This is a genomic window from Undibacterium sp. RuTC16W (assembly GCF_049339445.1).
In the GTDB taxonomy this organism is placed as follows: domain Bacteria; phylum Pseudomonadota; class Gammaproteobacteria; order Burkholderiales; family Burkholderiaceae_D; genus Undibacterium.
Genome location: NZ_JBMPPE010000003.1, coordinates 22,840 through 48,593, shown reverse-complemented (window position 1 = coordinate 48,593; position 25,754 = coordinate 22,840). Strand labels below are relative to the sequence as shown.

At 51.0% G+C, this 25,754-nt stretch carries 18 protein-coding genes and 1 other RNA gene; 12 read left to right on the top strand and 7 right to left on the bottom strand.

What is annotated here, in order from left to right:
• Positions 1-128: 128 nt before the first annotated feature.
• On the top strand, positions 129-785 hold the full coding sequence (locus tag ACO0K4_RS06960; protein ID WP_422955907.1) for a glutathione S-transferase: 657 nt from the start codon (positions 129-131) through the stop codon (positions 783-785).
• A 397-nt stretch (positions 786-1,182) separates the two neighbouring features.
• On the opposite strand, the gene ACO0K4_RS06955 is transcribed toward ACO0K4_RS06960, so the two are convergent.
• The 3 genes from ACO0K4_RS06955 to ACO0K4_RS06945 all read right to left on the bottom strand — a co-directional run bounded on the left by ACO0K4_RS06955 (position 1,183) and on the right by ACO0K4_RS06945 (position 6,527).
• Positions 1,183-1,767, bottom strand: coding sequence for a LysE family translocator (locus ACO0K4_RS06955; RefSeq protein ID WP_422956273.1), 585 nt, complete (start codon positions 1,765-1,767; stop codon positions 1,183-1,185).
• A gap of 266 nt (positions 1,768-2,033) precedes the next feature.
• Positions 2,034-5,603 carry an ABC transporter permease/M1 family aminopeptidase gene (locus ACO0K4_RS06950; RefSeq protein ID WP_422955906.1) on the bottom strand — a complete coding sequence of 1,190 codons (3,570 nt, stop codon included), beginning with the start codon at positions 5,601-5,603 and terminating at the stop codon, positions 2,034-2,036.
• Positions 5,604-5,612: 9 nt separating this feature from the next.
• The gene (locus ACO0K4_RS06945) at positions 5,613-6,527 is read right to left on the bottom strand and encodes an ABC transporter ATP-binding protein (protein ID WP_422955905.1); all 915 of its coding nucleotides are present in this window, start codon (positions 6,525-6,527) and stop codon (positions 5,613-5,615) included.
• A gap of 487 nt (positions 6,528-7,014) precedes the next feature.
• Here ACO0K4_RS06945 and ffs point away from each other — a divergent pair.
• The 5 genes from ffs (at position 7,015) to ACO0K4_RS06920 (ending at position 12,073) form a co-directional block, all read left to right on the top strand.
• Positions 7,015-7,113: signal recognition particle sRNA small type (gene ffs, locus ACO0K4_RS06940), an RNA gene on the top strand.
• Between the two features lie 192 nt (positions 7,114-7,305).
• A complete protein-coding gene (locus ACO0K4_RS06935; protein WP_422955904.1) occupies positions 7,306-7,767 on the top strand; it encodes a cache domain-containing protein in 462 nt (153 codons plus the stop codon).
• 392 nt (positions 7,768-8,159) lie between these two features.
• Entirely contained in the window at positions 8,160-9,353 is a 1,194-nt protein-coding gene (locus tag ACO0K4_RS06930) for an MGDG synthase family glycosyltransferase (protein WP_422955903.1), read from the top strand.
• 13 nt (positions 9,354-9,366) lie between these two features.
• On the top strand, positions 9,367-9,930 hold the full coding sequence (locus ACO0K4_RS06925; RefSeq protein WP_422955902.1) for a hypothetical protein: 564 nt from the start codon (positions 9,367-9,369) through the stop codon (positions 9,928-9,930).
• A gap of 364 nt (positions 9,931-10,294) precedes the next feature.
• Positions 10,295-12,073, top strand: a complete 1,779-nt coding sequence (locus ACO0K4_RS06920) for a diguanylate cyclase domain-containing protein (protein WP_422955901.1) — start codon at positions 10,295-10,297, stop codon at positions 12,071-12,073.
• A 118-nt stretch (positions 12,074-12,191) separates the two neighbouring features.
• On the opposite strand, the gene ACO0K4_RS06915 is transcribed toward ACO0K4_RS06920, so the two are convergent.
• Together ACO0K4_RS06915 and ACO0K4_RS06910 are read right to left on the bottom strand one after the other, a co-directional pair.
• Complete coding sequence (locus ACO0K4_RS06915; protein ID WP_422955900.1) at positions 12,192-13,070, bottom strand: MBL fold metallo-hydrolase; 879 nt, start codon at positions 13,068-13,070, stop codon at positions 12,192-12,194.
• 65 nt (positions 13,071-13,135) lie between these two features.
• Positions 13,136-13,783, bottom strand: a complete 648-nt coding sequence (locus ACO0K4_RS06910) for a DsbA family protein (protein WP_422955899.1) — start codon at positions 13,781-13,783, stop codon at positions 13,136-13,138.
• A 141-nt stretch (positions 13,784-13,924) separates the two neighbouring features.
• Between ACO0K4_RS06910 and ACO0K4_RS06905 the strand changes: the two genes are divergently transcribed.
• On the top strand, positions 13,925-14,824 hold the full coding sequence (locus ACO0K4_RS06905) for a LysR substrate-binding domain-containing protein (protein ID WP_422955898.1): 900 nt from the start codon (positions 13,925-13,927) through the stop codon (positions 14,822-14,824).
• A 347-nt stretch (positions 14,825-15,171) separates the two neighbouring features.
• Here ACO0K4_RS06905 and ACO0K4_RS06900 read toward each other — a convergent pair whose 3' ends face one another.
• Positions 15,172-15,957 (bottom strand): AraC family transcriptional regulator, encoded by a 786-nt coding sequence (locus ACO0K4_RS06900; RefSeq protein WP_422955897.1) that lies wholly within the window; start codon positions 15,955-15,957, stop codon positions 15,172-15,174.
• Positions 15,958-16,321: 364 nt separating this feature from the next.
• Between ACO0K4_RS06900 and ACO0K4_RS06895 the strand changes: the two genes are divergently transcribed.
• Positions 16,322-17,590 carry an MFS transporter gene (locus ACO0K4_RS06895; protein ID WP_422955896.1) on the top strand — a complete coding sequence of 423 codons (1,269 nt, stop codon included), beginning with the start codon at positions 16,322-16,324 and terminating at the stop codon, positions 17,588-17,590.
• Between the two features lie 311 nt (positions 17,591-17,901).
• Complete coding sequence (gene rraA / locus ACO0K4_RS06890) at positions 17,902-18,396, top strand: ribonuclease E activity regulator RraA (protein WP_422955895.1); 495 nt, start codon at positions 17,902-17,904, stop codon at positions 18,394-18,396.
• Positions 18,397-18,473: 77 nt separating this feature from the next.
• Here rraA and ACO0K4_RS06885 read toward each other — a convergent pair whose 3' ends face one another.
• Positions 18,474-19,394, bottom strand: a complete 921-nt coding sequence (locus ACO0K4_RS06885) for a LysR substrate-binding domain-containing protein (RefSeq protein WP_422955894.1) — start codon at positions 19,392-19,394, stop codon at positions 18,474-18,476.
• Between the two features lie 111 nt (positions 19,395-19,505).
• Here ACO0K4_RS06885 and metE point away from each other — a divergent pair, with 111 nt between their 5' ends.
• The 3 genes from metE (at position 19,506) to ACO0K4_RS06870 (ending at position 25,709) form a co-directional block, all read left to right on the top strand.
• Positions 19,506-21,803, top strand: a complete 2,298-nt coding sequence (metE, locus tag ACO0K4_RS06880) for a 5-methyltetrahydropteroyltriglutamate--homocysteine S-methyltransferase (protein WP_422955893.1) — start codon at positions 19,506-19,508, stop codon at positions 21,801-21,803.
• 540 nt (positions 21,804-22,343) lie between these two features.
• Positions 22,344-23,150, top strand: a complete 807-nt coding sequence (locus ACO0K4_RS06875; protein ID WP_422955892.1) for a TatD family hydrolase — start codon at positions 22,344-22,346, stop codon at positions 23,148-23,150.
• Positions 23,151-23,153: 3 nt separating this feature from the next.
• Positions 23,154-25,709 carry a DNA internalization-related competence protein ComEC/Rec2 gene (locus tag ACO0K4_RS06870; protein ID WP_422955891.1) on the top strand — a complete coding sequence of 852 codons (2,556 nt, stop codon included), beginning with the start codon at positions 23,154-23,156 and terminating at the stop codon, positions 25,707-25,709.
• Positions 25,710-25,754 lie beyond the last annotated feature (45 nt).

Here is a 25,754-nt window from a genome sequence, read left to right as displayed (position 1 = left end):
ATTTGCCCCGATGTGTCAGCGAGCTAAGATTCGGAGATAATACCCGGACCAGCTTGCTCCTTATTGTATTGTAGGCAGCAAATGGCCGAATGCAATATTCCCTCAGTTGATAAAGAACCATCACCACGATGCTGTCGAACCGCAAAGACCACTCAGTTAGTCCGGAAAAACCTCTGTTGTACAGTTTTCGCCGCTGTCCCTACGCAATCCGCGCCAGGCTCGCTATCCGGATGAGTGGTGTCGAAGTGCAGATACATGAAGTCAGTCTGCGCAATAAGCCACAAGCGATGCTCGACCGCTCACCCAAAGGCACGGTGCCAGTTTTGGTCTTACCTGATGGTCGCGTGATCGATCAAAGTCTCGACATCATGTGCTGGGCACTGGCGCAACAGCCGGTATCGCCCTGCTTAACACCGGGCGGCAACATACCTGCCGATGCACAGGTATTGATACAGCAAAACGACAGCACGTTTAAACAAGATCTCGACCGCTATAAATATGCAGAACGATTTCCGGAACATTCGGCGACGACATATCGTGAGAGAGCAGAAGTATTTCTGGATGCACTTGACTGTCGCTTGCAACAACATAGCTACCTGACAGGGGCGAAATTAAGTATCGCCGATCTGGCAATCGCGCCGTTTGTAAGGCAATGCGCATTGGTAGACGCAGAATGGTTTTATGCCACCCGGTACAAGCACTTGATTACATGGCTGGATGCGATATTGCAGTCAGCGTTGTTTGTTGCTGTGATGGAGAAGGTGGCCACATCTTCAGCAACTTAGTATTTAGTAAATCATCATGATTTAAATATGGAGTAATTTTGGGACTTACTTTTACTCGATGAATATCTGAATTGTTTTTGATTTTTTGGTGCGTTTACATAGCTGTTCATAAAATGGACAGTCATTCAACATACGTAGTGATTGTGTATTCCTGCCAGCAGTACGCAGAAACGACAAACTTTGCGGATTACTTTACGTTCTGTTGTGCTCTGAATTTTTTGGCATTGGAACATATTTAATCGCTAGGTCAATAAACAAAGCGAAACCCATCCCGCAATATCCATGCGCCTCACAAGCCAAAAACACTCGCGAAGCCGCACCAGCAATGCGGATACGTTTTTAACTATTCATTTTTACCAGCTTTAACGCCTTTTTATCACTTGATTCAGCGCTGCACTCAGCGACTCACAATTAAACGCAACCCTAATGCCACAAAGATTGTGCCGGCGATGCGGTCTAGCCATTGTCCTGCCTTTGGATTGCGATTCAGCCACAGGCCTGCTGCGCCGGAAAAATAGCCGAGTAAGCCGAATAACACAGCGGCCTGCGCGGTAAATACCAGGCCGAGCTGGGCAGTTTGCCAACTGACAGCGCTACGTTCTGCGATCACGAATTGCGGTAAAAAAGAGAGGAAGAACAATACGACTTTGGGGTTAATACTGTTCGCGAACAGACCTTTGGCGAACAGTTTGCTAAGTGATTCATCCGGTACGCCTGTCGTTGCAACCTGCGCGCTGCCGCGACTGCGTAAAGCCTGGATGCCGAGGTAAATCAGATACAGTCCGCCGCAGGTTTTGAGTGCGGTAAAAGCTAGTGGTGACGCTGCAATCAGCGCACTGATGCCAAGGCTGGCAAGGATGGTATGGCTGATGCAGCCAAGTGCGCAGCCCAGGCCGAATACCATGCCTTGCTTACGTCCGCGTGAGATGCCGACGCCGAGCACCATCAGATTGTCGGGACCGGGCGAGGCGGTTATTAACATGGCGGCTAGCAGGAAGCCAAAGAATTGTTCGGGAGCGAGTAACACAGGACACCTTGATTATTCAGACGGAGGCTGTATGTTACCGCAGGCATACGAGGGTTGAAATAAAAAATGAGGCGATAGCTTGCACCGTCGCCTCATTTTTATTACTGCTGACTGCCAGGTATTGCAGACAGAAGTGGTTGGGCAGATAGCCCGTATATGGTTTGTTGCGTGAAAATGATGCTGCTACTACTGACCTCAGCAACAACTATTTTTAGCAAAAACTATTTGGCGGGCATCGCCACTTTAATCAAATTGTCTTCCGGTTTGCGGTCGATATATTTGTTATCTGGATCAATCCCGGCTTTGGCTGGTTCGCCTTTGACCAGCATGGTGTAGGTCACGTCCTTGCGATCAATGAGTTTGCGCTCCCTGAATAAAGGTTTTCCGTCTTTGTCATCCACGCCGATATCGATCCAGTCATGCAGGGGTAGCTCTTTTTCTGCACCGAGTTCATCTGCTTTTAGCTTGTTGCTACTTGCGGTCAGAGTGACTTCGTACTGACCGTTGCCGACAGATTTTGCACTTGCGGTCAGGGCACGATTTTCGAATAATACGATGGACTCAAACAGATCGGTGATCAGTCCCTGTTTGTCCTCCGGTGTGACCTTGCGCAAGGCATCGACCAGTACTTTGCTGCTTGGATAGGGCGCACCTTGATTTGCATATTGGGCAATCACGTCACGCAAGGCTGCATTGACCTTGTCCTGGCCAATCTGGTCCTGCAGCAGATACATGACCAGACTGCCTTTTGCGTAATGGATATAGTCCTGATTTTCATTAAAGGCGATAGGCAATTCCTTCTTGCGTTCCCGGCTTCGGCCCATCAGATAGCGATCCAGTTCGTACTTCAGGAATTTGCGCATTTTGTCTTTGCCGTAGGTCTTTTCCATCACCATCAGCGCAGAATATTGTGCCAGCGTCTCGACCAGAATCGTCGCGCCTTTGGTATTACCCGAGACGACCTGATGTGCCCACCATTGATGCGCGACTTCATGCGCCGTCACATAAAAAGGATAGTCCAGATCTTTCGGATCCTTATCATCGACCTTGGCAATAAAACCGATACTTTCAGAAAACGGAATTGTATTCGGGAATGCCTGCGCAAAGCTCGCATAGCGCGGGAACTCGATGATACGCACCATTTTGTGCTGATAAGGGCCGAAGTTCTGGGTATAGTAGGTGAGCGATTCTTGTACACCTTTGATCATGCGGTCCAGATTGTATTCATGACCTTTTTGGTAGTCGATCTCGATCGCAACATCGTTCCATTGCGCTTTTTTTACGCTGTATCGTGCCGACATAAAGGCAAAGAAATTTAATACCGGTTTATCCGGCGCATAGTGGAAATAACGCCGGCCATTTTCTGTCCACTCTTTGATCAGTCTGCCCGGTGCGATCCCGATCTGATCTGCACTGGTGGAGACGGTTGCGTCAAAACGTATCCAGTCTGCGTCGTTGGCGATGTAGCTGTTTGCCAGGCCTTTAGGATCATCGCGATCAGCCATTCTTTCTTTCTCTGGCAGGCCGTGTTTCTTGCGTTCTTTCTCATCGCTGAGTTCAGCTCTTGACTGATAACCGATGCTCGGAAAACTGCCGCTGTTAAAAAAGGTACCGTTGTGCAGGATATGGCTGTCGCTGCCCATGCCGGCAATCCCTTTCGGTGTAAATGCCAGCTCGATGTCGAGACCGAGTTTGTCGCCCGCTTCTAGCGCCGGAGTGAGTTTATAGCTGTAAAACCCTTTCTTGTCCTGAATCACCGGTGTTGCCGTTCTGTCGAAATGCAGTTGCTTGATATCGACATCTTCTGCCTGAGAGATAAAAATTTCGCTGATCGCTGCCGTTCCTTTATTGACCAGTTGATAGCTTGCTTTGGCACTGGCAGTTCTTTGGTCCGGAAAAATATCGACTGCGACCTTGATATCTGTAATGCGAGGTTGGGGCAGGGCTTCATATTTTTTATATTGCTTTTCATAGTTTGCCCTGTCAGCCTCACCGTCAAAGCTGCTCTGATAGTGATTAATGATATTCGTGTAATAGAACAATAAGCCCCCGGCACCGGCAAACAACAGACTGCCTACCACCAGCACGGATGTGATCGCAGGCGTGACAGAGTGCTGTGCCAGGCGCAGCCGATTACGCCATTCCACCGTGGTGCCGCGCACCCACATCAGCATCGCCAGGCCCAGTAATATCAAGGCCGCACCGCTCCAGTACAGTTGGTACCAGAATACCTGCGGCAAGTTGTGACCAAAACCGTCCATGTCGGAGTAATGGGCAGTCGGACCACCACCGTACATCACCATAGGATGCTCGATACCCAAAGACGGTAAGGCAATCGTCGCGATGTAATACGCGATCATGACAAAATAACCGACGTACTTATTGTTCAGAATAACTTGCACCGCCACTGCCAGCACAGCAATCAAAGCGTAGGATGGCCATTGGATCAGGAACAGATGTTCCAGGTATTGGCTTAGCTCATAATGCGTGTAGCCCTTTGCGGTCTGGATGATGATCCCGCATACCATCAGTACGAATAACAGGATACCTTGCAAGCTGATGAGCGCCACCAGTTTTGACAGTAACGGCAGCCAGTTCGGTACTGGTAGGGCATCGAGCAACTGAGCAATCCGCGCATCGCGTTCGCGCCACACCAGTTCACCTGCATAGAAGGTCGTGATAATCAGCATGAACAGACTAAAACTGGTACCAAGTAAATCCAGTACCGCATAGGTGACCGGATAAGTCGTTGTGCCGTACATTTTGCTGAGTGCGTTTGAGAGCGAAAACATGAACATCACACCCGTCAGGGCGACAACGATGAAGTACACGTTTTTGACGGTCTCGCGCAGGTTCAGCCAGCATTGACTGATAAAGAGCGACAAGAGATTGGCTCCGCCATAATTCGGGGTGACGACAGGGATCTTGACTGATGCTGGCGCCACTTCTCTGGTAGCTATTTTCTTTTGTTTACCGCCTGCGCTGATTGCCGCAAAATCAAAGCGCCAGTAACAAAAAACCATCGCGAGTAGACCGACAGCACCCCAGATCAGGCGGTTATAAAGCAGCAGTCCCTCCAATGGCACGATGCGGCTATTTTTATCTGCGATGCTCCAATATTCTGTGACACGGCTGATCGCACGTGAGCCGAATGGATCAATCAGCGCAGCCAGCGTTCTGTCGTCCACGTCGCGGGCGAGACTCCCGGCAACCAGGTAACCAATCAGCAGAACGACACTCGATACATAAACCGGCAGCATGCGGCGATATAAGGCACCCAGTGTGAAGAAGACTGCGCCGAAGATCATCAGGTTCGGTATCAGCGAGATAAAGTAGGGAGCAAAGTAGGCTGTCGGAATCATTGTTCCCAGAAAATTTTTGCCCACGCCAGGCAGGTAGCAGCCTAGCCATGCACCCAGGCTGATGCTGGAAAAAATCAAAATCAAAGTCAGCAACGCTCCTACATAACGACCGCCCAGATACTGAAATTTACTGATGGGCGCACTGTAAAAAAAGTGCCAGATATTGTGTTCGGTATCTTGCTGGATCGCGCGTCCCATCATTGCCGCGACGATCACCACGCCGAGATAGCCGAGAAAGGTCACCGTCTGCGAAACCGCCATCGGTGAATTGATATGCACCTTGCCGCCGAAATCAATCGAGGCACCATCAAACACACCACCTGCTGCGGCGATCCACAACATCGCCAGCGAGAAGAACATCAGAAAGTAGACGTAGGTAGAAATACTGCGGGATTTTTGCCGCAGCTCAAACAGAATAATTGAGAGCATGGTCGTTCCTTATGCCGCGCGTGCAGATGAGGTAGACGTTGCGGTTTGCTGTGCCAGCAGCGTTGCCATCGCTGAGAAATACACGTCTTCCAGATTGCCCTGGGCTTGGGTAAAACCATCACCCGGATGATTGTCCGCATACACATGAATCAGGGTACGTCCTGAGGTCAGGCGACTGGAGATAACCTGATATTGCGACTGGTAGGTAGCGAGCTCGCTTTTCTCGATGAAACGCTTCCAGATTTTGCCCTGTATCTGATCAATGAGCTGTAAAGGCTGGCCGGTCAGGATAACTGAACCTTGGTTGATGACTGCCATGTGATTACACAGGTCGGCAACGTCTTCCACGATATGCGTCGACAGGATCACGATTTTTTCGCTACCGATATCCGATAACAGATTGTGAAAGCGCACACGCTCTTCTGGATCGAGACCCGCCGTCGGTTCGTCGACGATAATGAGTTTTGGGTTGCCCAACAAGGCCTGTGCAATACCGAAACGCTGGCGCATGCCGCCCGAGAAGCCGCCGACGTGTTTGGTTTTTACATTGAAGAGATTGGTTTGATGTAGCAGACCTTCGACCACCTCTTTACGCTGTTTGCGGTTGTCCAGTCCCTTCAGTATCGCAAAATGATCCAGTAAATCATAGGCACTGACTTTCGGATATAAACCAAAATCCTGAGGCAAATAACCGAGCATGCGGCGCACTTCGTCTTTGTGTGTCTTGATATCAATCGCATCCAGATGCGCCGTTCCCGAATCAGCATCCTGCAAGGTTGCCAGCGTACGCATCAGCGTCGATTTACCCGCACCGTTTGGTCCCAGCAAGCCGAACATACCCGCCGGTATCGTCAGCGTAATATTGTTCAGAGCCTGTACACCGTTGCTATATTGCTTGGATAAATTCTGTATGCGTAGTTCCATGACCATTCCTTATGGGAGTGTGATGACTTCGTGAGTTGGATGAATAAAAAGAACTTAAAAAATAAAAAGTACGGCGAAATGTAAACGTGTTCAATCCGCGGTATGAGTTCCATACGGGTTAATAATGCGAATTAATCTGGTAGTCGAGTGCGTAATAATTCAGTCTATTTTGCATGCTGGATATAATAACAACAATGTTCAAATAGGCAATATATTTCGTTATTGCAATGCTGTTTGCCTTCAGCCCGGGATGTTAGCCGAATACGAACTGAATTCAATGGTGACAATAAGCGTTAGGGTTTACTTAAGCAATTAGCAAGTGATGAAATTGCCTTCAATAGGGATGAAATCCATAAATCAGGTGATGAAATCTGATGTCGGTCTGGTGCCGGTGCATCAGATGTTGACTAGTCGATTCGTTGACTAAGATGCCAGCGCCGCAGAAATTGCCAGCACGAATTCGGCCTGATCAGTTATAATGCGATCTGGCGGGCCCCTGCGCATTGCGGCATGGCCAATCTGGTCAGGTCGGGAACGAAGCAGCCACAGTCATTTCCCGCAAGTGCCGCAGACCAGGCTCGCCTCTTTCTCTCAGGTCTTATCCTTTCCAGCTTTTCCTGTCGTTGCTCTGACAAATTTTTCCTCCAACAAAATCTAAAGTTAACTGGCGTCGTGGCTTTGCGCCTGCCGGCTACTATTTACTTGATTTCGCCGATATTTATCCCTACTCTGATTTAGCAGTTTTTTATCCGACACAAAACAACTAAAGGAGATACGAATGAGAATCTTGAGTCAGTTTTTACTATCCTGCGCCTTAAGTTTTGGCTTGTTGTCGTCATCGATTGCTGCGGATGACAGAGGCAATGCGGATCAAGCTATCGCTATGGTAAAAAAAGCGATTGCAGCGATTAAATCGCAAGGTAAAGAAAAAGCCTTCGCAGAGTTCGCCAATACATCGAATAAGGATTTTCATGACCGCGACCTGTACATCATCGTCTACGACTTGAACGGCATCAATTTGTCTCACGGAAATAATCCTAAAATGATGGGAAAAAATCTGATTGAACTCAAAGCCGGAGACAAGTTTGTCGTCAAGGACATGATTGCCGTCGTTAAAGGCAAAGGTAGCGGCTGGGTTGATTATCAATGGCCCAATCCCATGACCAAGGTACTAGAGAATAAATCGACCTATGTCGAAAAAGTCGATGACTATTTCGTCGGTTGTGGCGTGTATAAATAAACGCGTAATTAAATCAACAGAAAATGAAGCAAGCCATCCCTGCGTAGCTCGGGATGGCTTTTTACATTGACAGCCTCTGATTAAGATGACTGATGATGTCAGTATGTTGCAAGGACTGGACTAATTTAATTAATACACAACAATGAATCGATACCCGTTCCCTTTGCCTGTTCGGCTTGTGGCTGAAACACGACAATCTCCCTCCCAGACATCCACATCACACGCCTGACATATCTGCTCACTAAAATGCGGCGCATCTCAATGATGTGCTCGATGCTGTGATTGATGGCGTGCTTAGTTAAAGCTTACTTAAAAGCTTAATTAAAAACTTACTCAGGTGATCACGTCAGTGCTCAGTGCTATGCTTGACTCGACTACCGGAACAATGCCGTATGACTCAAAAAAAGATATTGCTGCTGAGCGTTTCTGCGGGTGCCGGACATATGCGTGCTGCCGAGGCGATTCGTGCTTATTCGCTTGATCCTCGCTATCGGGTCGTCGCAGATCATCTCGATGTGATGAATTATGTGACGGCGGGTTTTCGTAAAATCTATACCGATTTTTATCTCAAATTGATCAATAAAGCCCCTACTTTATGGGGATACCTGTATCAGGCGTCGCATGAGGCACAGGCTGACGGTACGATAGAAAAACTACGACGTGCGCTGGAGCGGCTGAATGCGCGGGCGCTTTTGAAAGAGATCGCCACAGTCAATCCGGATGCGATCATCTGTACGCATTTTTTACCGGCAGAAATGCTGGCGCGACTGTTACGCAAGCAACGCTTGCATTGTCCGGTCTGGGTGCAGGTGACTGATTTTGACTTGCACCGGATGTGGGTGCATGAGGGAATGGCAGGTTATTTTGCAGCGAATGACGAGGTGGCTTTTCGCATGCGGGCGCAAGGGATTGCAGCAGATACGATCCATGTTACGGGTATTCCTATCATGCCTGGCTTTGCACTGAGGCCGGATCGTGCAGCGGCGGCACAGCAGCTTGGTCTTGATGCCAGTAGAACGACGATTTTATTAATGGGCGGTGGCGCCGGTCTCGGTAGTCTTGAGCAGATTGCTGCACGCTTGTTGCGTATCGCAGGCGATTTTCAATTAATCGCTATGGCGGGGAAAAATGATCGTGTACACGCAGCACTGATGAATTTGGCAGCACAATTTCCGGGTCGTCTTGTCGTGCAAAGCTACACCGACCATATCGAACAATGGATGGCATGCGCTGACCTGGTGGTGACCAAGCCCGGCGGTCTGACCTCGTCAGAATGTCTGGCGATGGGGTTGCCGATGATCGTCAATGCACCGATCCCCGGACAAGAGGAGCGCAATGCCGATTATTTGTTGGAACAGGGTGTGGCTTTGAAGGCCTTCGATGAGGTGACGCTGGAATATCGTGTGCGTTATCTGCTTGAGCATCCCGAGAAATTGCACGAGATGCGGATCAAAGCGATAGCGCTTGGGCGTGCCGATGCGGCATGCAGGGTGCTGGAGCAGGTGTGTCACTCCGGTTATTCACCATGCCGTAACGATATGCCAGTGCAGCCAATAATGCCGCCGACAAGCTTGCCAGCGCTTTGATGACAACATCACGATGAACGAGCGCATACCGTCCAAATCCTCCAAATCCCAATGCAGCTTGCAAGCGGGGTCTGACATTACGCAAGTCTGGCGGCGGCTGATCGTATTGCTGGCCTGGGTTGCCTTACTCGCCTTATTTTTTGCCCAGACCGAGATACAGATCGAGGGCAGTGCCGGATGGGGTGCGAATTTACCGACCTGGCGCATAGAAAAGCATTGGTTGCTTGATATCTTTTGGGGCGGTCGTGCCATGACGGGATATCACGCCTGGGTATTTCCGTTTATCTCGCTGGTGTTTCATTTTCCATTTTTCTTTTTCCATACCTGGACGCTGAAGCTGGAGGCAAGGGCGCTGGCCAGCATCATGAGTTTTTGGATCGTGGAAGATTTTTTATGGTTTGTGCTGAATCCTGCATTTGGCCTGGCGCACTTTGATCCGGCGTACATTCCCTGGCATAAGCACTGGTTCTGGTTTGCGCCGACAGATTATTGGACTTTTTTAACGCTCGCGTGTGGACTGTTCTGGTTTTCTTATTCTCCTTATGTTTTTCATAAGAGAAGCGAGGAGGGAAACTAAACAAACGGTGATCGAGCAGGCGGTCGCAGCCCCTGCAGGCGGACTTCTAAACATCCTTGAATTGATAAACCTTACTCCTGCTTCCTCTGTGTTTCCGTATCTCTGTGCCTCTGTGGTGAGAGGTCTTGGTTTTTACGCAAGTTTCTTGCTTGCTCAATCAAGTGTACTTAACACTTTCCTGATGCGCTGCAACGATCGTCAGGCCGAATCCGGTCGCCAATTCAGCGCGGTGTTGCCGCATCTTTTTTGAGTGATTGTTTTTTTGATGTGCTACATTGGACTATGCTTGCCTGATTGAAATAGTCTGTCATAGTCAATTCGATCAGTCATGTCTGACTGGATAGCTTCCTTGCACTGATAGGCGATGACTACTATGCGACTAAAAAGCACTTCGCTGTTACGCATTCTCCTGATCCTGATGTTGATACTGGCGGGTATCATTACGTCCGTTTTGTATCGCGCCGGAGAGGAAACGACCGATGCTGTCGCCCAAAAAACCCTGGATGCGATCAGTTCAAGGATTAACGCCGTCAGTGAAAAACAACTCGCCAGCGCCTACGTTATCCTGAATTCGATTGCGCCGAATTCTATTCATTCTAAAGACAATCACTTTCGTCTGGATCTGGCTTTTCCCAAAGATTTGCTGAAGATAGAAGAGCGGTTGTGGAGTGCGACTGGCTTGTTTCCTGATATTAATCAACTTGCGTATTTCGGTGCGGAAGATGGTGGTTTTGTCAGTGTCCGGCGCATGGTTGATGAGGGGCGGGTAGAGGTACGTTATCGTCAGCCCGGCGCAACCCAAAGTGATGTTTACAGCATGTCAGCGCCGAATCAAAAAATCGCTTTGCTCAGAAGCGACCAGTTCGACCCCAGAGTGCGCCCCTGGTATAAAAATGCCGTCGCAAAAAACAAGGCAGCATGGTCAGCGGTCTACATTGATTTTACCAAGCGCGAACCATTATTGACGCTGACCAAGCCTCTGTATACGACTGACGCCGATAGTGCGCAAGGCGAAAAGCTCCTCGGCGTACTCGCGACTGACGTGTCGCTCAAGCAGATCACCGCAGCGTTGCAGCAGATGGTGATGCCAGATGGCAGCATCGCTTTTATTGTTGAGCGTTCTGGCGAGCTGGTGGCGACTTCCTTGAGTGAATTGCCTTATGTCCGTGTCAGCGATACCGCGTTGAAGCGTCAGTTCGCTTCTGAAAGTGTGTCGCCTCTGATGCGTAATGTGTTCAATCATGTGCAGCAAAAAATCATGCCGCAAATGTCGGATCGTCTGCGCGACGGCGTAAGCGATGAGGCTCCCGTGATTGACATTATTAACACTCCCCAAGGGATCGTCCAGATTGCCGCTGGCCGCCTGATTGATCCGGCGGGACTGGAGTGGATCACGATTGTCGCCGTGCCGAGAGCGGCGATCCGTACCGAGATGCGTGGCCTCACTATCGGTAGTCTGGGCGTTGCTTTGAGCGCGATACTCGGTGCCTTATTGCTCGGTTATCTGATTCTGCGCTGGACGATGGTCGATATTCGTAAACTCACCGAGGCAGCACGACGGGTCGGTAGCGGTGAGCCTGTCAGGGATATCGATATTCAGCGGCGCGACGAAATCGGCGTGCTGGCGGAGAGTTTGCAAGAAATGCAGCATAGCCTGCGTACCGACAGTCTCACGCATCTCTTGAACCGCGATACCTTTATTTCACAAATCGATTTCACCCGGCGGCGCTCTAGCGATTTAAAAAATCTGCGCTTTGCATTGCTGTTTATCGATCTTGATCACTTTAAAAAAATCAATGATGAGCACGGACATGAGGCGGGCGATATCGTATTGATAGAGATAGCGAGACGATTGGAATCTGCGATCCGGAAAGAAGATGCCGCAGCGCGTTTCGGTGGTGATGAATTTGTCGTCTATCTGCATGGTGTCGCGCAGCGTGATCTGGCGAATCAATTAGTCGAAAAATTACGTCAGGCAATCGAGACGCCGGTCCGCCTCAAAGAGGGTGTTACAGGGATTGTCGGCGCATCCATCGGCTTGGCGATGTATCCGGAAGATGGTCTGGATATGGATAGTCTGTTGCGGGCATCGGACTTGCGTATGTTTGAAGAAAAAAGTCGTCGCAAAGCGAGGGTACGCTGATACCGTTAATGCTTCTTCGCGGGCGGGAGATGGTACGGTACATGGCGTAGCGGATTGTCCCGCTACGCCATTTTTTTCAATAGAGGTACCTCATTACCTCAGTACCGTGACATCAGTATCACCACTTCATTTCACCCTTAGTTACTTTGGCTCCCAGATCCAGTGCGATGCCTAAGCCTGCGTTCGGGTAGGCTTTTTTCATACTGTCAATCAGTGCTGCGGCATTTTTACTTTGATCAAATTCCAGTTCAAATTTTTTCAAATAGTCGCGGGTATAGATCAGTTGTGAGGCGTCGAGTTTTGCACCGGATTTGAGATGACCCGGGACTACCGTAGTTGCTTGTAGCGACAGCATCTGATCCAATGATTTGACCCAGTTAACACGGGCTTCTTTTTGTGCGGTGTCTGCCGTCCATACATGCAAACCGGCAAACGTCGTGACACCGCCAGCGATTGCTTTAATCGACGGGATCCAGACATAGTGCTTGTAGACTTCCGGTGCATCGTAGCCGACTAATTCGAGTTTTTTACCTTCCAGATCGATGCTGCTGGCTGTCCAGACCTCTGGGATGACCGGTGTTTTAGGTCCGTTCACGCCTAACTGTGGTCCCCATACCTGAAGCTTCTTTTGCAGGTTTGCTTTGATGTGATCGACCGTGCCGGCGCTGGCAACGATTTTTGCGTCAGGAAAAATTTCCTTGATGACTTCGGCACCAAAATAATAATCAGGATCTGCCTGGCTGATATAGACGGTGTTCAGATGCTTACCGCTTTCTAATACCATCGCTGCAACCCGTAAAGCATTGGCGCGTGTGAATTGGGTGTCCAGTAATACGGCTTCTTTTTCTCCAGTGATCAGCACTGAGCTGACATAGAAGCCGCTTTCTTCGGCGCTGAATACTTTTAATTCCAAGGGTTTGTTTTGTGCGACGCTGCTACCCGCGATTGTCATACCAAGCACGGCGGGAGCGGCGAATGTCAACAGAGATTTTTTCATACGATGTCTTTCTTGATGATGTGGTGGGTCGGGTAGGTCTGCTACTGCTAAGGGTAAAAAAAGAACTAATCTGGGCGTGTGAGAATCGTCTCGATCTGCGCTACTAGCTCCTCCGGATGCTGATAGGCATGGCTGTGATTCAGATGCGTTTTTATGCCACCGGCTTCGAGGAAGAAATTCGGAAAACCACGTGCGCCGAATTCATCCAGATAAGCCCGGGCCGTGTTGACGTACTGAGGCAGCGCCGTCAAGACTTCTGCGTAACGGGATGCAAATATCGTGGAGTCAATCCCAAGTTGCTCCGCCAGCGTCGCCAGTAACGCGACATTGCTGACGTCCTTGCCTTCGACGTAGTGCGTCTTTTGTATCTGTTCCAGCATAGCGTGTGCTAATCGCGGCGCAAGCTCTTGCACAGCCATCACCGCTGCTGCAGGAGGGACGGAATAGTATTGCAAGGGATCCGCAGTTCTGACGCGGTTCAGATACGCCTCTCCAAACGTCACGCCAGCCAGTGCAGCGATGCGCTGATCGGCTGTGATGATATGGTCGCGATAGGCAGGATCGATATTGGCAGGTGACGCAAACAACAAGCCGGGGTGGAAGCGGACCGTTAAGTCGTCGCCAAAATGCTGGCCGATTTTTTTCAGCAAAGGACTGGCGGCATAACACCAGCCACAGAGCGGATCGATTATTGCGTGAAGCTTAGCTGTCATGATGTCTGTCCTTTTTATGGTGCGGTCGAAATTGAAGAGGTGATGTCATTGATGTCATTGTAGGGAGCGTATCGCTTGAGAAAAAGAGCGTATGATGCAAATCATCTTTCTGTTTAACAGAACAATCAAATAGATATTTTTATGCAATTTGATTATTTGAGGCGCATGGCGTTGTTCGCCGAGGTCGCACGTTATGGCTCGTTTTCTGCGGCTGCGAGAGCGCAGGATCTGGCGACGTCTGTGCTCAGTACGGCAGTCAGTCAGCTCGAAGACGAGCTGGGCGTGCGCTTATTGCACAGGACGACGCGACGTCTGTCACTGACGGAAGTTGGTCAGGATTTTTATGCGAAATGTCAGGACATGCTGGCATCTGCCGATGCTGCGCAAGAACTGGTGGCGGAGCACTCGGGTGAAATTGCCGGACGCCTGCGTATCTCTGCCGCATCGGATGTCGCGGAGAAAATTATTTTGCCAGCGCTCGCACCGCTGGCGCGTGCCCATCCCAAATTGTTATTGGACATCATGGTCGATGATCACATCGTCGATATGACGACGCAGTCGATTGATCTGGCAATCCGTTCCGGCTGGATGCGTGACTCGTCGCTGGTGGCTCGCAAACTATCTGATCTGCACGAAGTGTTGGTCGCCTCTCCCGCGTATCTGTCGCACTACGGTGTGCCGGTCGCTCCCGACGACTTGCGTACACACCGGATTATTGGCCTGAGCCGTTTTGCGGATCCGACAACTCTGGTGTTTAAAAACGGACAGGGCATGACTGCCCGGATCAACATGACACCGGGTGCAATGACCGATAGTGTGCGTATGTTGTGTGAGCTGGCACTTGAGGGATTCGGAGTGGCACGCTTGCCTAGCTATACGGTCAGGGATGCATTACAAAACGGACGTTTGCAAGTGCTGCTGACGGACTGGAGCTTGCCGGGAGCGGGTATCTTTGCGGTGACTTTAAAACGGAATCTGCAACCGAAAAAAGTTAGCGCAGCGATTGAGGCTTTGAGTCAATTTTTAGCAAAATCATTGTGAGCACATCCTAGCGTCAGGCTAAGGCGGGCTGCGCAAAAACCAAGACCTCTCAACACAGAGGCACCGAGACACAGAGGAAAGCAAGAGAAAACAGTGCTATTTAATATCGATTAAATGGTTTTTAAACCTTCCCAAATTGAACCCGCAGACTGAATGCGGCTTCTAAAGGTCTTTCGTGCCAGCAGCCGCAGCCTGCTTGCGGATTCGTTTGAGGATTCTCTAAAAACCCTTCATCGATATTTCTTGGGGTCGCTCTCTCCTGCTTCTCCTCTGTGTCTCGGTGCCTCTGTGTTGAGAGGTCTTGGTTTTTGCATCAGTTGCGTAAATCCTAATATCGGTAACGCACCCTAATTCTTTTTAAAAAAAACCGAAGGTGACTTGCCGAAGGTTTTTTTGAACATGGCAGAAAACGCCGACTGGCTGGTATAACCCAGCTCTGCCGCAACTCTGGATAAGGGCAGACCGCCAGAGATTAAAGGTGCCGCCCGCGCCAGCCGCATCTGCTGACGCCAGGTGCCAAAACTCATCCCCAGATCCTGTTCAAACAAACGTGCCAGTGTCCGTGCCGAGGCGCCGACTTCCTTCGCAAAATCCTCGAGTGTCAGAGCCGATGCCGGATCGGCTATCAGTGCCAGGCACAGGCTTTTCAGGCGCTTGTCGCGTGGCATGACGACATTCATCGGCAAGCTTTTTGCCAGACGTAATTCATCGAGCAAGACCGCAACCAGATGATCCTCGCGCGGACCGGCCTGATCATGCTCACTCAGACTCATCACGAGTTCGCGCATCAGTGCCGAGACTTCCAGCACGACACACTGATCGCCATTGATCGGTACGGCATCCTGATGGACGTAGATTGCCCGCAGACGTGCTTTTTCCAGAGTGCGGACTTCGTGCTCGACATTGGCCGGTATCCAGATCGCCCGCAATGGCGGCACAAACCAGGTGCTGTCTTTGGCGAATACCTGCATAACGCCATCGATCGCGTAGGTCACCTGTCCCCAAGGGTGCTGATGGGCGCGCAAGAGTTCATCGGCCGCCAAATCCCGCGCGACGACCCGTACCGGGCGCTCGGTGCTGGGAAATAACCGGGCAGGAGGTGCTTTCGTGTTGGTCAGAGGTGATATGCGCATGCTTGTCCATTTTGCGATAAAGATTGTCTTTTTATCTTAAATCAGACGGCGTAATTTTGCTTACACTTTGTGTGTTGAGTGCATTTAGGTATTTTATTTACTTACAGGACTGACGCAAAAACTAAGACCTCTCACCACAGAGACACGGAGACACGGAGACACGTAGGAAAAGCAAGAGTAAACGGTTTCGTTGACGCTAACTATTGATATCAAAACGAATCCGCAAGCGGAGTGCGCCTGTTGGCGCGAAAACCCTTTGGAAGCCGCATCCAGCCTGCGGATGGCTATGTAACAGGTGGTAAGTAGCTTGTCGCTTTGCGTCAGCTCCGATTCATTTCCTTTATCAACACAGCAGGTACACACAATGACAACAACGATGACGGCGGCAACGCCTGCAAATAATGTGAGACAGGACGCTCTGGTGATTGGTCTGGTCGGACTGGCACATAGCATTTCACATTTTTTTCATTTAATACTGGCTCCTTTATTTCCCTGGATTAAAGAGGCGTTTAGCTTGTCCTATGCCGAGCTGGGGCTGTTGATGACGGTGTTTTTCATTGTGTCCGGTGTCGGTCAGGCTTTATCCGGTTTTGTGGTGGATAAACTTGGTGCGCGAGCCGTGTTGTTCTTTGGGGTGAGCTGCCTTGGTGTGTCTGCACTGGCATTATCGATGGCGCAAAACTATCCGATGCTGCTGGCGGGATCGATGCTGGCGGGGCTGGGTAATAGCGTATTTCATCCTTCCGACTATACCTTGCTGAACAAGCGGGTATCGACTGCGCGGCTTGGCTATGCTTTCTCCGTCCATGGGATTACCGGTAATCTGGGATGGGCGACAGCACCGGTATTTCTGATCAGTATTGCGGGTATCGCTGGATGGCGGAGTGCCTTGCTGGCAGCGGCTTTGCTGCCTTTGATCGTGCTGGCCATTCTGTTTATTTATCGCGATGCATTGCGTACGGATGAGGTCGCGCAGCCTGACCGTGTCGCCGCTCCGGCGAGCGCAGTGCGTCCGGCTGGCGCCATCAGTAAAAATGAGGGAACGATGGACTTCATGCGTTTGCCTGCAGTCTGGATGTGTTTTGCTTTTTTCTTTATGACGGCGATGGCGCTTGGCGGAATACAGAGTTTCGCTTCTGTGAGTTTGCGTGAAGTGTATGGCATGTCGCTGGGCTGGGCGACGACGGCCTACACTGGCTATATGCTGGCGTCAGCGGCGGGGATGTTGTGGGGTGGTTTTATCGCAGCGAAAACGACTCAGCATGATCGCACTATTACGATTGCGTTTTCGGTAGCGGGCTGCTTCGCCTTGTTATTGGCGACAGGCTGGGTCAATGCGGCGTTAGCGGTGGTGCTGATGGCGGCGATTGGATTTGGTTCGGGCATCGCCGGACCGTCCCGCGATCTGCTGATCCGTGCCGCAGCACCGAAGAACGCCACGGGCCGCGTGTATGGCGTCGTGTATTCGGGACTCGATACCGGGCTTGCCTGTTCGCCTTTGCTGTTCGGTGCGGTCATGGATGCTCGCCATCCTGGCTGGATTTTTATCTGCATCGGCGTGTTTCAGGTGATGGCGATTTTGACCGCGGTGAATGTGGGGGCGAATACCAAAGCCAGGGCGCTGGCGGTATAAATGCCTTTTTGCGGGCGGCATTCTCGGATGAGTCATGATCATTCAGGATCATTCAGGATCATTCAGGATCATTCAGGATCATTCAGGATCATTCAGGATAACTTCGTATCAGTTTCATGCTGGCTAGCGCTTGGATAAAAATAACTGGCTGGTTAGAATAGTCGGTGTAATGACATTGATGCGGAGGATTATATACTCCCTCTTAGTATATTTTTATCGCGCTTATAAATCCTGCGGGTAAAGCCCTGTTTTATGAAATTGGTAGGGGAGTATCCCTATTTTCCTTTTTTAACACATTCTGAAAGCGCGCTATGAGCTTGTTAACTTGCGATATCTGTGATGCCCATGAAGATAAAATTGCCAGCGGTGAGTTGCAAGTTTTTCCGCCGATTTTTATGAAATTTGGTCGTCACGCACAATTCGCTGGTCGAGCCGTCACACTGAAGCTGTTTGAAGAAAACGTTCTGGTACGCAATCAGCTGGAGACGCCAGGCAACGGCAACGTATTGGTGATTGATGGCGGCGGCAGTTTTCGTTGCGCGCTGGTCGGTGGCAATCTCGCTAAACTCGCTGAGCAAAACGGCTGGGCGGGTATCGTCGTGAACGGCTGTATCCGCGATGTCGATGAGATCAATGCCTGCGACATTGGCGTCAGGGCGCTCGCTGCTTTCCCTGTGAAAAGTGCTAAACGAAATACAGGACTAGAGAATGTCCGCCTGCACTTTGCCGGTATCACGGTTAATCCCGGTGACTGGATTTATGCTGATGCCGACGGCGTGATTGTGTCACCGCTGGCTTTGGGATGAGCTGAGTTGAGCCGAGCTGCGTTGTGTTCAGTCTGGTTTGCTACATTGACGTTGGTGAGGCATTGTGCGATCAGGTTTTAAATCAACTCTACGCTCTGCAAATTCAAATAACTGCTTTCCCGTATCGTCTTTACAAAATCCGTCAGATACGCCTTGTCTGCCAGCTCTGGCAGGCAGGCAGCATACAGTTTGCCGGTTAAGCCACCGGCAGTAATCCGCTTCGGCAAGACATAATCCCGGTTTACATAATTTTGTGCCGCCCACACGGGCAGCGTGGCGATGCCACGTTTGCTGGCGACCAGTTGCAGCATGGCGACGGTAAGCTCGGTGGTGCGGCGAGTGGTATCGATGCCAGCGGGCTTCAGCACTTGCCGCACGATGTCCAGCATTTCATCCGGCACCGGATACGTGATCAGGGTATCGCTGGCAAAATCCTGTGCCACCAGATAGTCGCGGCTGGCCAGCGCATGGTCCTTGGCGAGCAGGGCGACAATCTCGAAACGGAATAGCGGCTGATAACTGATGCTCTCGTCATGATCGATTTCGGACACGATCGCGACATCGGCACGGCCGTTGTACAGCAGGCCGACCGGATCCGCCTGAAAGCCGGACACAATATCCAGCTCGACTTCGGGCCAGCGATTGCGAAACACATCCATCGCTGGCATCAGCCAGTCAAAACAGGTGTGACACTCGACCGCAATCCGTAATTGTCCGGCAACACCTTGCGCCAGCCGCGCCAGATCGCGTTCGGTATTGGCGATCTGTGGCAGCACGGCATCGGCGAGTTGCAGCAGCCTTTCCCCTGCCGGAGTAAAGCGTATCGGTGTCGATTTACGCTCAAACAAGGCGCTTCCATGATGTTCTTCCAGCAGTTTGATCTGGTGCGACAGCGCTGATTGCGTGACATTCAGCAGGGTTGCCGCACGCAGTAAATTGCCGGCTTCGCGCAGGGCATGCAAGGTTTTTAGGTGGCGGACTTCGAGGATTGATTGCATAGGAGATGCTGACTATTAGTAAAATTCAAGTTGATTCTTAAAATTTATCGTTTGAATCATAGTCGACACTCAACCATCATGGCAACACTTAAAAGATTAAAAGGAGTTGTCATGGCATCAGCACATATTTTGGGTTTTCCGCGTATTGGCGCGCAACGTGAATTGAAATTTGCTCAAGAGGCATTCTGGCGTAACGAATTGTCTGAGGACGCATTACGTGACATCGGTGGTGAACTGCGCGCCCGCCACTGGGCGGTGCAAAAGCAGGCGGGGCTGGATCTGATCAGTGTCGGTGATTTTGCCTGGTACGATCAGGTGCTGACGACACTGGCGTTGCTGGGGGCGCTGCCGACCCGCTTTGGTTTTGATGCGCGTGAACTTAGTCTGAGTGATTATTTTTGCGCCGCGCGTGGCAATAGCGCTCAGGTCGCGATGGAAATGACGAAATGGTTTGATACGAATTATCACTACCTCGTGCCAGAATGGACCGCCGATACGCAGTTTGATGGCGGTGTCGATTGGTTATTCGATGAGCTGATGCAAGCGCAGGCCTTGGGACACAACGCGAAGGTGACGTTGATCGGTCCGGTCACTTTGCTGTATCTGGGCAAGATCAAAAACGGTCTGGGTCATAAGCTTGAACTGTTGCATAAAATTGTCCCCGGGTATCAGCAACTTCTTGCCAGAGTCAAGGCGGCAGGCGTTGAGTGGGTGCAGATTGATGAGCCAATTCTGTCGCTCGATCTGGATACGCAATGGCAAAATGCGCTGCAAGTGGCCTACGTGGCGCTGGAAAAACATGCCCCCAAACTGCTGCTGACCAGCTATTTTGAATCCATCGGCGATCATACCGATATCGTGCATCGCTTACCGGTAGCTGGTGTGCATCTGGATCTGGCCAGAGCACCGCAGCAACTAACGCCTCTGCTGGCAAACTGGCCGCAAGGCCGCGTGCTGTCTGCAGGTGTGATTGATGGACGTAATATCTGGCGTGCTGATCTGTCAGCCTTGCTGAAGCAGTTGCAGCCTGTGCAGCAGGCATTGGGTGATCAGTTATGGATTGCGTCAAGCTGCTCCTTATTGCATGTGCCGGTCGATCTGGCGACCGAGACTGGCCTCGACGCCGAATTGAAAAGCTGGCTAGCATTCGCCACACAAAAGTTGGATGAAATTCATGCGCTGAAACAAGCCTTAAACGGTCAGGCCGCATCCGTACTGCCTCACTTTAACGCAGCCCAAATCGCTCGCCACACGCGTGCCAGCTCGACCCGTATTCATAATCCTCTGGTACAGCAGCGGCTGGCTTCGACCACGGCAGCCGACGCGGAGCGCAAGAGCGTTTTCAATGAGCGTATCGGTAAGCAGCAGGCACGTTTTCAGTTGCCGCTGTTCCCGACGACCACAATCGGATCTTTTCCGCAGACCAAAGCAATTCGTCAGGCGCGCGCCAGCTATAAGCGCGGCGACCTGAATCATCTCGATTATCTGGAGGCAATGCGTGCCGAGATTCGTCTGGTCGTGGAAAAGCAAGAGCAACTTGGCATCGATGTACTGGTGCACGGCGAGCCTGAACGCAATGACATGGTTGAGTATTTTGGTGAGCAACTCTGGGGTTACGGTTTTACGCAAAACGGCTGGGTGCAAAGCTATGGCTCACGTTGTGTCAAGCCGCCATTTATTTACGGTGACGTATATCGTCCCGAAGCCATGACTGTCGCCTGGAGCATCTACGCGCAAAGCCTGACCGACAAGCCGATGAAGGGCATGCTGACGGGGCCGGTTACGATGTTGCAATGGTCATTTGTACGCGACGATCAGCCACGTGCAACGACTGCGCTGCAAATCGCTCTGGCCCTGCGCGACGAAGTGACCGATCTGGAGAAAACCGGTATCGGCATGATACAGATTGACGAACCGGCTTTCCGCGAGGGTTTGCCTTTACGCAGTGCTGATTGGCCGGCGTATCTCGACTGGGCTGTGCGGGCATTTAAGGTCTGTGCATCCGGTGTTGCTGACGATACGCAAATTCATACTCATATGTGCTATTCGGAATTTAATGACATCTTGCCCTGGATTGCGGCGATGGATGCCGATGTCATCACGATCGAGACCTCACGCTCCGATATGGAATTGCTGGAAGGCTTTGGCGACTTCGCGTATCCGAATGATATCGGCCCCGGCGTCTATGACATTCATTCACCGCGTGTCGCCAAAGTCACCGAGATGCAAAGGCTGCTGCAAAAAGCCCGCAGTGTCTTGCCAGACCGGCGGCTCTGGGTCAATCCGGATTGTGGTCTGAAAACCCGCGACTGGCCAGAAACGATTGCGGCTCTGGAGAACATGGTACAGGCCGCCAGACTGCTGCGTGCCTCGGTCGAGGAGCATGAGGAACATCTCGATTGTTGCTGAGTACGGTAGGACTGAACCAAAAACCAAGACCTCTCACCACAGAGACACGGAGACACGGAGGAAAGGCAAGAGTAAGCGGCTCCATGTGATGTCGGTATTAAAACGAATCCGCAATGTGGACGCGGCTTTCAGGCATATTTCAGGCTGAAGGCCACATGAACATTAGCGGATTCAACTCAGAAGTTTCTAAAAACCTTCACATTAAAAAAGCACATCGATAGGATTGACGCAAAAGCCAAGATCTCTCAACACAAAGATACGGAGGCACGGAGGCACAGAGAAAAGGCAGGAGTAAGCGGCTTACATAATATCGATTCTATAGAGATCCTTGCTGCGCAGGGGCTAGTACAGGAACTCTTTGTGCGGAATCGATGTTTCATGCGGATGCTGCATAAAAATGGTGGAAGGACGGAATTGTCAGGGCAAGATGTTTTATAAGTCGTTGCTGACATAGTTGACTGGGTAAAACGCATCTGGGCATAATCCCTGCATGCCTACTTCTCCAACCATCCGGTTCATTACATTGACTGCCTTAGTCTGATGTGGATAGACACCCATTGCCATTTAGACGCCAGCGAATTTCAAGGTGCTTCGCTGGACGTCGCGCAGGCAGCGTCTGCGAAAGCGGTCTCCGGCATCGTTATTCCGGCTGTGCATCCGAGTAATTTTGCTATCGTTGCTGAGCTGGCGAGACAGCGCAGCGACTGTTTTTATGCGCTGGGTATTCATCCTATGTATGTGCCGACCGCGCATGAAAAAGATTTGCTTATGCTGCGTTCTGCGGTCGAACAAATAATGTCGGCGCCCGCCAATGCTGGGCGTTTTGTGGCGATTGGCGAAATTGGTCTGGACTTTTTTGTCCCGGAATTGACGCAGGCACCATTGCGGGAAAAGCAGGAATTTTTTTATAGCGAACAACTGAAGCTGGCGCGTGATTTTAATTTGCCGGTATTGCTGCATGTACGCCGGTCACAAGACACCATCCTCAAATATTTACGTCGCATTAAGGTTCCTGGCGGGATTGCTCATGCATTTAATGGCAGCGAACAGCAGGCGCAGACTTTTATTAATTTAGGATTCAAGCTTGGCTTTGGTGGTGCGATGACTTATACACGTGCCTTACAGATACGGCGACTGGCGACGCAGCTCCCGTTGAGCGCGATTGTGCTGGAAACCGATGCGCCGGATATTGCGCCAAGCTGGTTACATCCCGCGATTAATAGTCCGGCAGAATTGCCGCAGATCGGTGCGGTGCTGGCTGAATTGCGTGGAATGTCTATCGAGGCAGTGGCTGAGCAGACCAGCGCTAATGCCTTTGAGGTATTGCCACGAATGCGTGTGGCCTGAGACATGCGGCTGGCGATCATCAGTTTTGTGATTGGTGTCGCTTATGTGCAGCAACAGGCTAGCTTGCTGGCGTATTTACCTCTAATGATGCTGCTATTAGGCAGCGTGCTTATCTTGATGCTGGTTCGCTTGATACAGCGAAAAGACGCGTCAGATAGTGCGCCACAAGATCTGTCTTTCCCTAAAATTTTTTTGGTTCGTTCTCTAATTTCATTTTCATTGGCGGGCCTCGGATTCGTCTGGGCAAGTCTGTTCGCCCATTGGTATCTGGCACAAGAGTTACCGTCCCAATGGGAAGGGCGTGATGTCACCGTGATCGGCACGGTTGATAGTTTGCCTTTCCGTTTTGAGCGCGGAGTACGCTTTAATTTTGCTGTCGAACAGGTATTGCCGGATGGAAGGGGGAAACCCTCATTGCCATCGAAGCTGGCACTGTCCTGGTATGCCCCCAGTCGCGTCAATGCCGATGTGGATATAGGCGATGAAAGCAGTGATCAGGTGGCCGATCAGGTGGCAGATGCGCAGCCCGGCGAACGCTGGCGTTTTACCGTCCGCTTGAAGCGTCCCCATGGTAATGCTAATCCAGAAGGCTTTGATTATGAGGTCTGGTTGCTTGAGCAGGGATTGCGCGCGACTGGCACCGTGCGTTCAGCCAGCCCAGCCAGCTCAACTAGTTCCACCAGTTCAACCAATCCGGCTGCCGTGTCGAATCAAAGAATGGACTCGTTTGTCTGGAGTCTCGGTAATCTGATTGAGCGTGCCAGAGGTGCGTTGCGTGACAAAATACATGCCGCAATTCCTCAGGCACCTTACGCCGGTGTTATCGTGGCACTGGTTATTGGCGATCAGCGAGAGGTGGGGCAGTCCGACTGGAAAGTCTTTAACCGAACAGGGGTGGGACATCTTTTTTCAATCTCTGGTTTGCATATTACGATGGTTGCCGGTTTGTTCGCTAGCCTGGTGTACTGGTTGTGGCGGCATTCATTTTTCTTGCTCGATTATCTGGATGAACCCTTGCCACTGCGCTTGCCAGCCCAAAAAGCTGCGGCATTGGCCGGTGCACTGATGGCCTTGTTCTATGTCGCGTTGACGGGTTTTGGCGTACCAGCGCAACGCACGCTGTATATGCTCAGTGTCGTCGCATTCGCATTATGGACAGGACGTTTGACCAGTATCTCGCATGTCTTGTGCGTTGCCTTGGGATTGGTTGTGGTGCTGGATCCCTGGGCGGTATTGTGGCCGGGATTCTGGTTGTCTTTTGGTGCGGTCGGGATGATCTTGTTCGCATCCGTCGGACGTGGTCAGCCAGAGAGGGTGGATAGTCATCGTGATCAGCTAAAGCAACTAAAGCAGCTCTGGCATAGCGCTACCCATACACAATATGCGGTGACGATAGGACTGATTCCGCTAACGCTCTTGCTGTTCGGTCAGATCTCTTTAATCGGTCCTGTTGCGAATGCGGTTGCGATTCCGGTTGTGAGTTTTATCGTGACGCCGCTGGCATTGGTCGGCAGCATTTTGCCTTTGCCGTTTGCAGGCTGGGTTCTGACGGTGGCGCATGCTTGTGTCGCATTGCTGGCGTCGTTATTGAGCTATTTGAGCGAACAGACACTGGCCGTATGGGCGACACCCGTGCCACCCTGGTGGATGGCAGCGATTGCGATGCTGGGTGTGTTCTGGATGCTGGCGCCACGTGGCTGGCCTTTGCGCTGGCTGGGCCTGTTTTGCTGTCTGCCTTTACTATGCTATCAGGCCAGCCATCCTGATGATGAACAGATGCGCGTGACAGCGCTGGACGTCGGGCAGGGGATGGCCTTGCTGATAGAGACGGCGCATCATCGCTTGTTGTATGACACGGGACCTGCATATTCGCCAGAATCCGATGGCGGCAGCCGGGTCATTTTGCCGTATTTGCGGGCACGCGGTATCAGCAAACTTGATGCTGTCGTTATCTCGCATAATGATAATGACCATTCTGGCGGCGCGCTGAGTATTTTTAAGGAAATGCCAGTCAGCTGGGTGAGCAGTTCGCTGGCCAAAGACAGTCCCATTGTTGCCTCTGCCAGCCATCACAGATCTTGCGTCGCGGGGCAGGCCTGGTCATGGGATGGTGTCGATTTTGAGATGCTGCAACCGGGTGAGGCGAGTTATGCAAGCCAGAAATGGAAACCTAACGCGCGTAGCTGCACCTTAAAAATTTCGACGAAACACCGTTCAATCCTGTTGCCGGGGGATATCGAGGCGGTGCAGGAGGATGAGTTACTGCACACGATACCGGATAAATTATCGGCCGATGTTCTGCTGGCACCGCATCATGGCAGCGGGACATCCTCTACGACAGCATTTTTGAAAGCCGTCCATCCTGGCCTGGCTATTTTTCAGGTCGGCTATCTGAATCGTTACCATCATCCTAAATCGGAAGTTTTCGATCGCTACGCTGAATTTGGAATAAAACGTCTAAGGACAGACGAAGCAGGCGCAATCACATTACAATTCGGGAACGAATTACGCTTTTCCACTTACCGTAGCGAACATGCCCGTTACTGGTATCACCGCTGATTATCAATCCATCACTCTATTACTCAATCATTCGGTTTTGCTAAT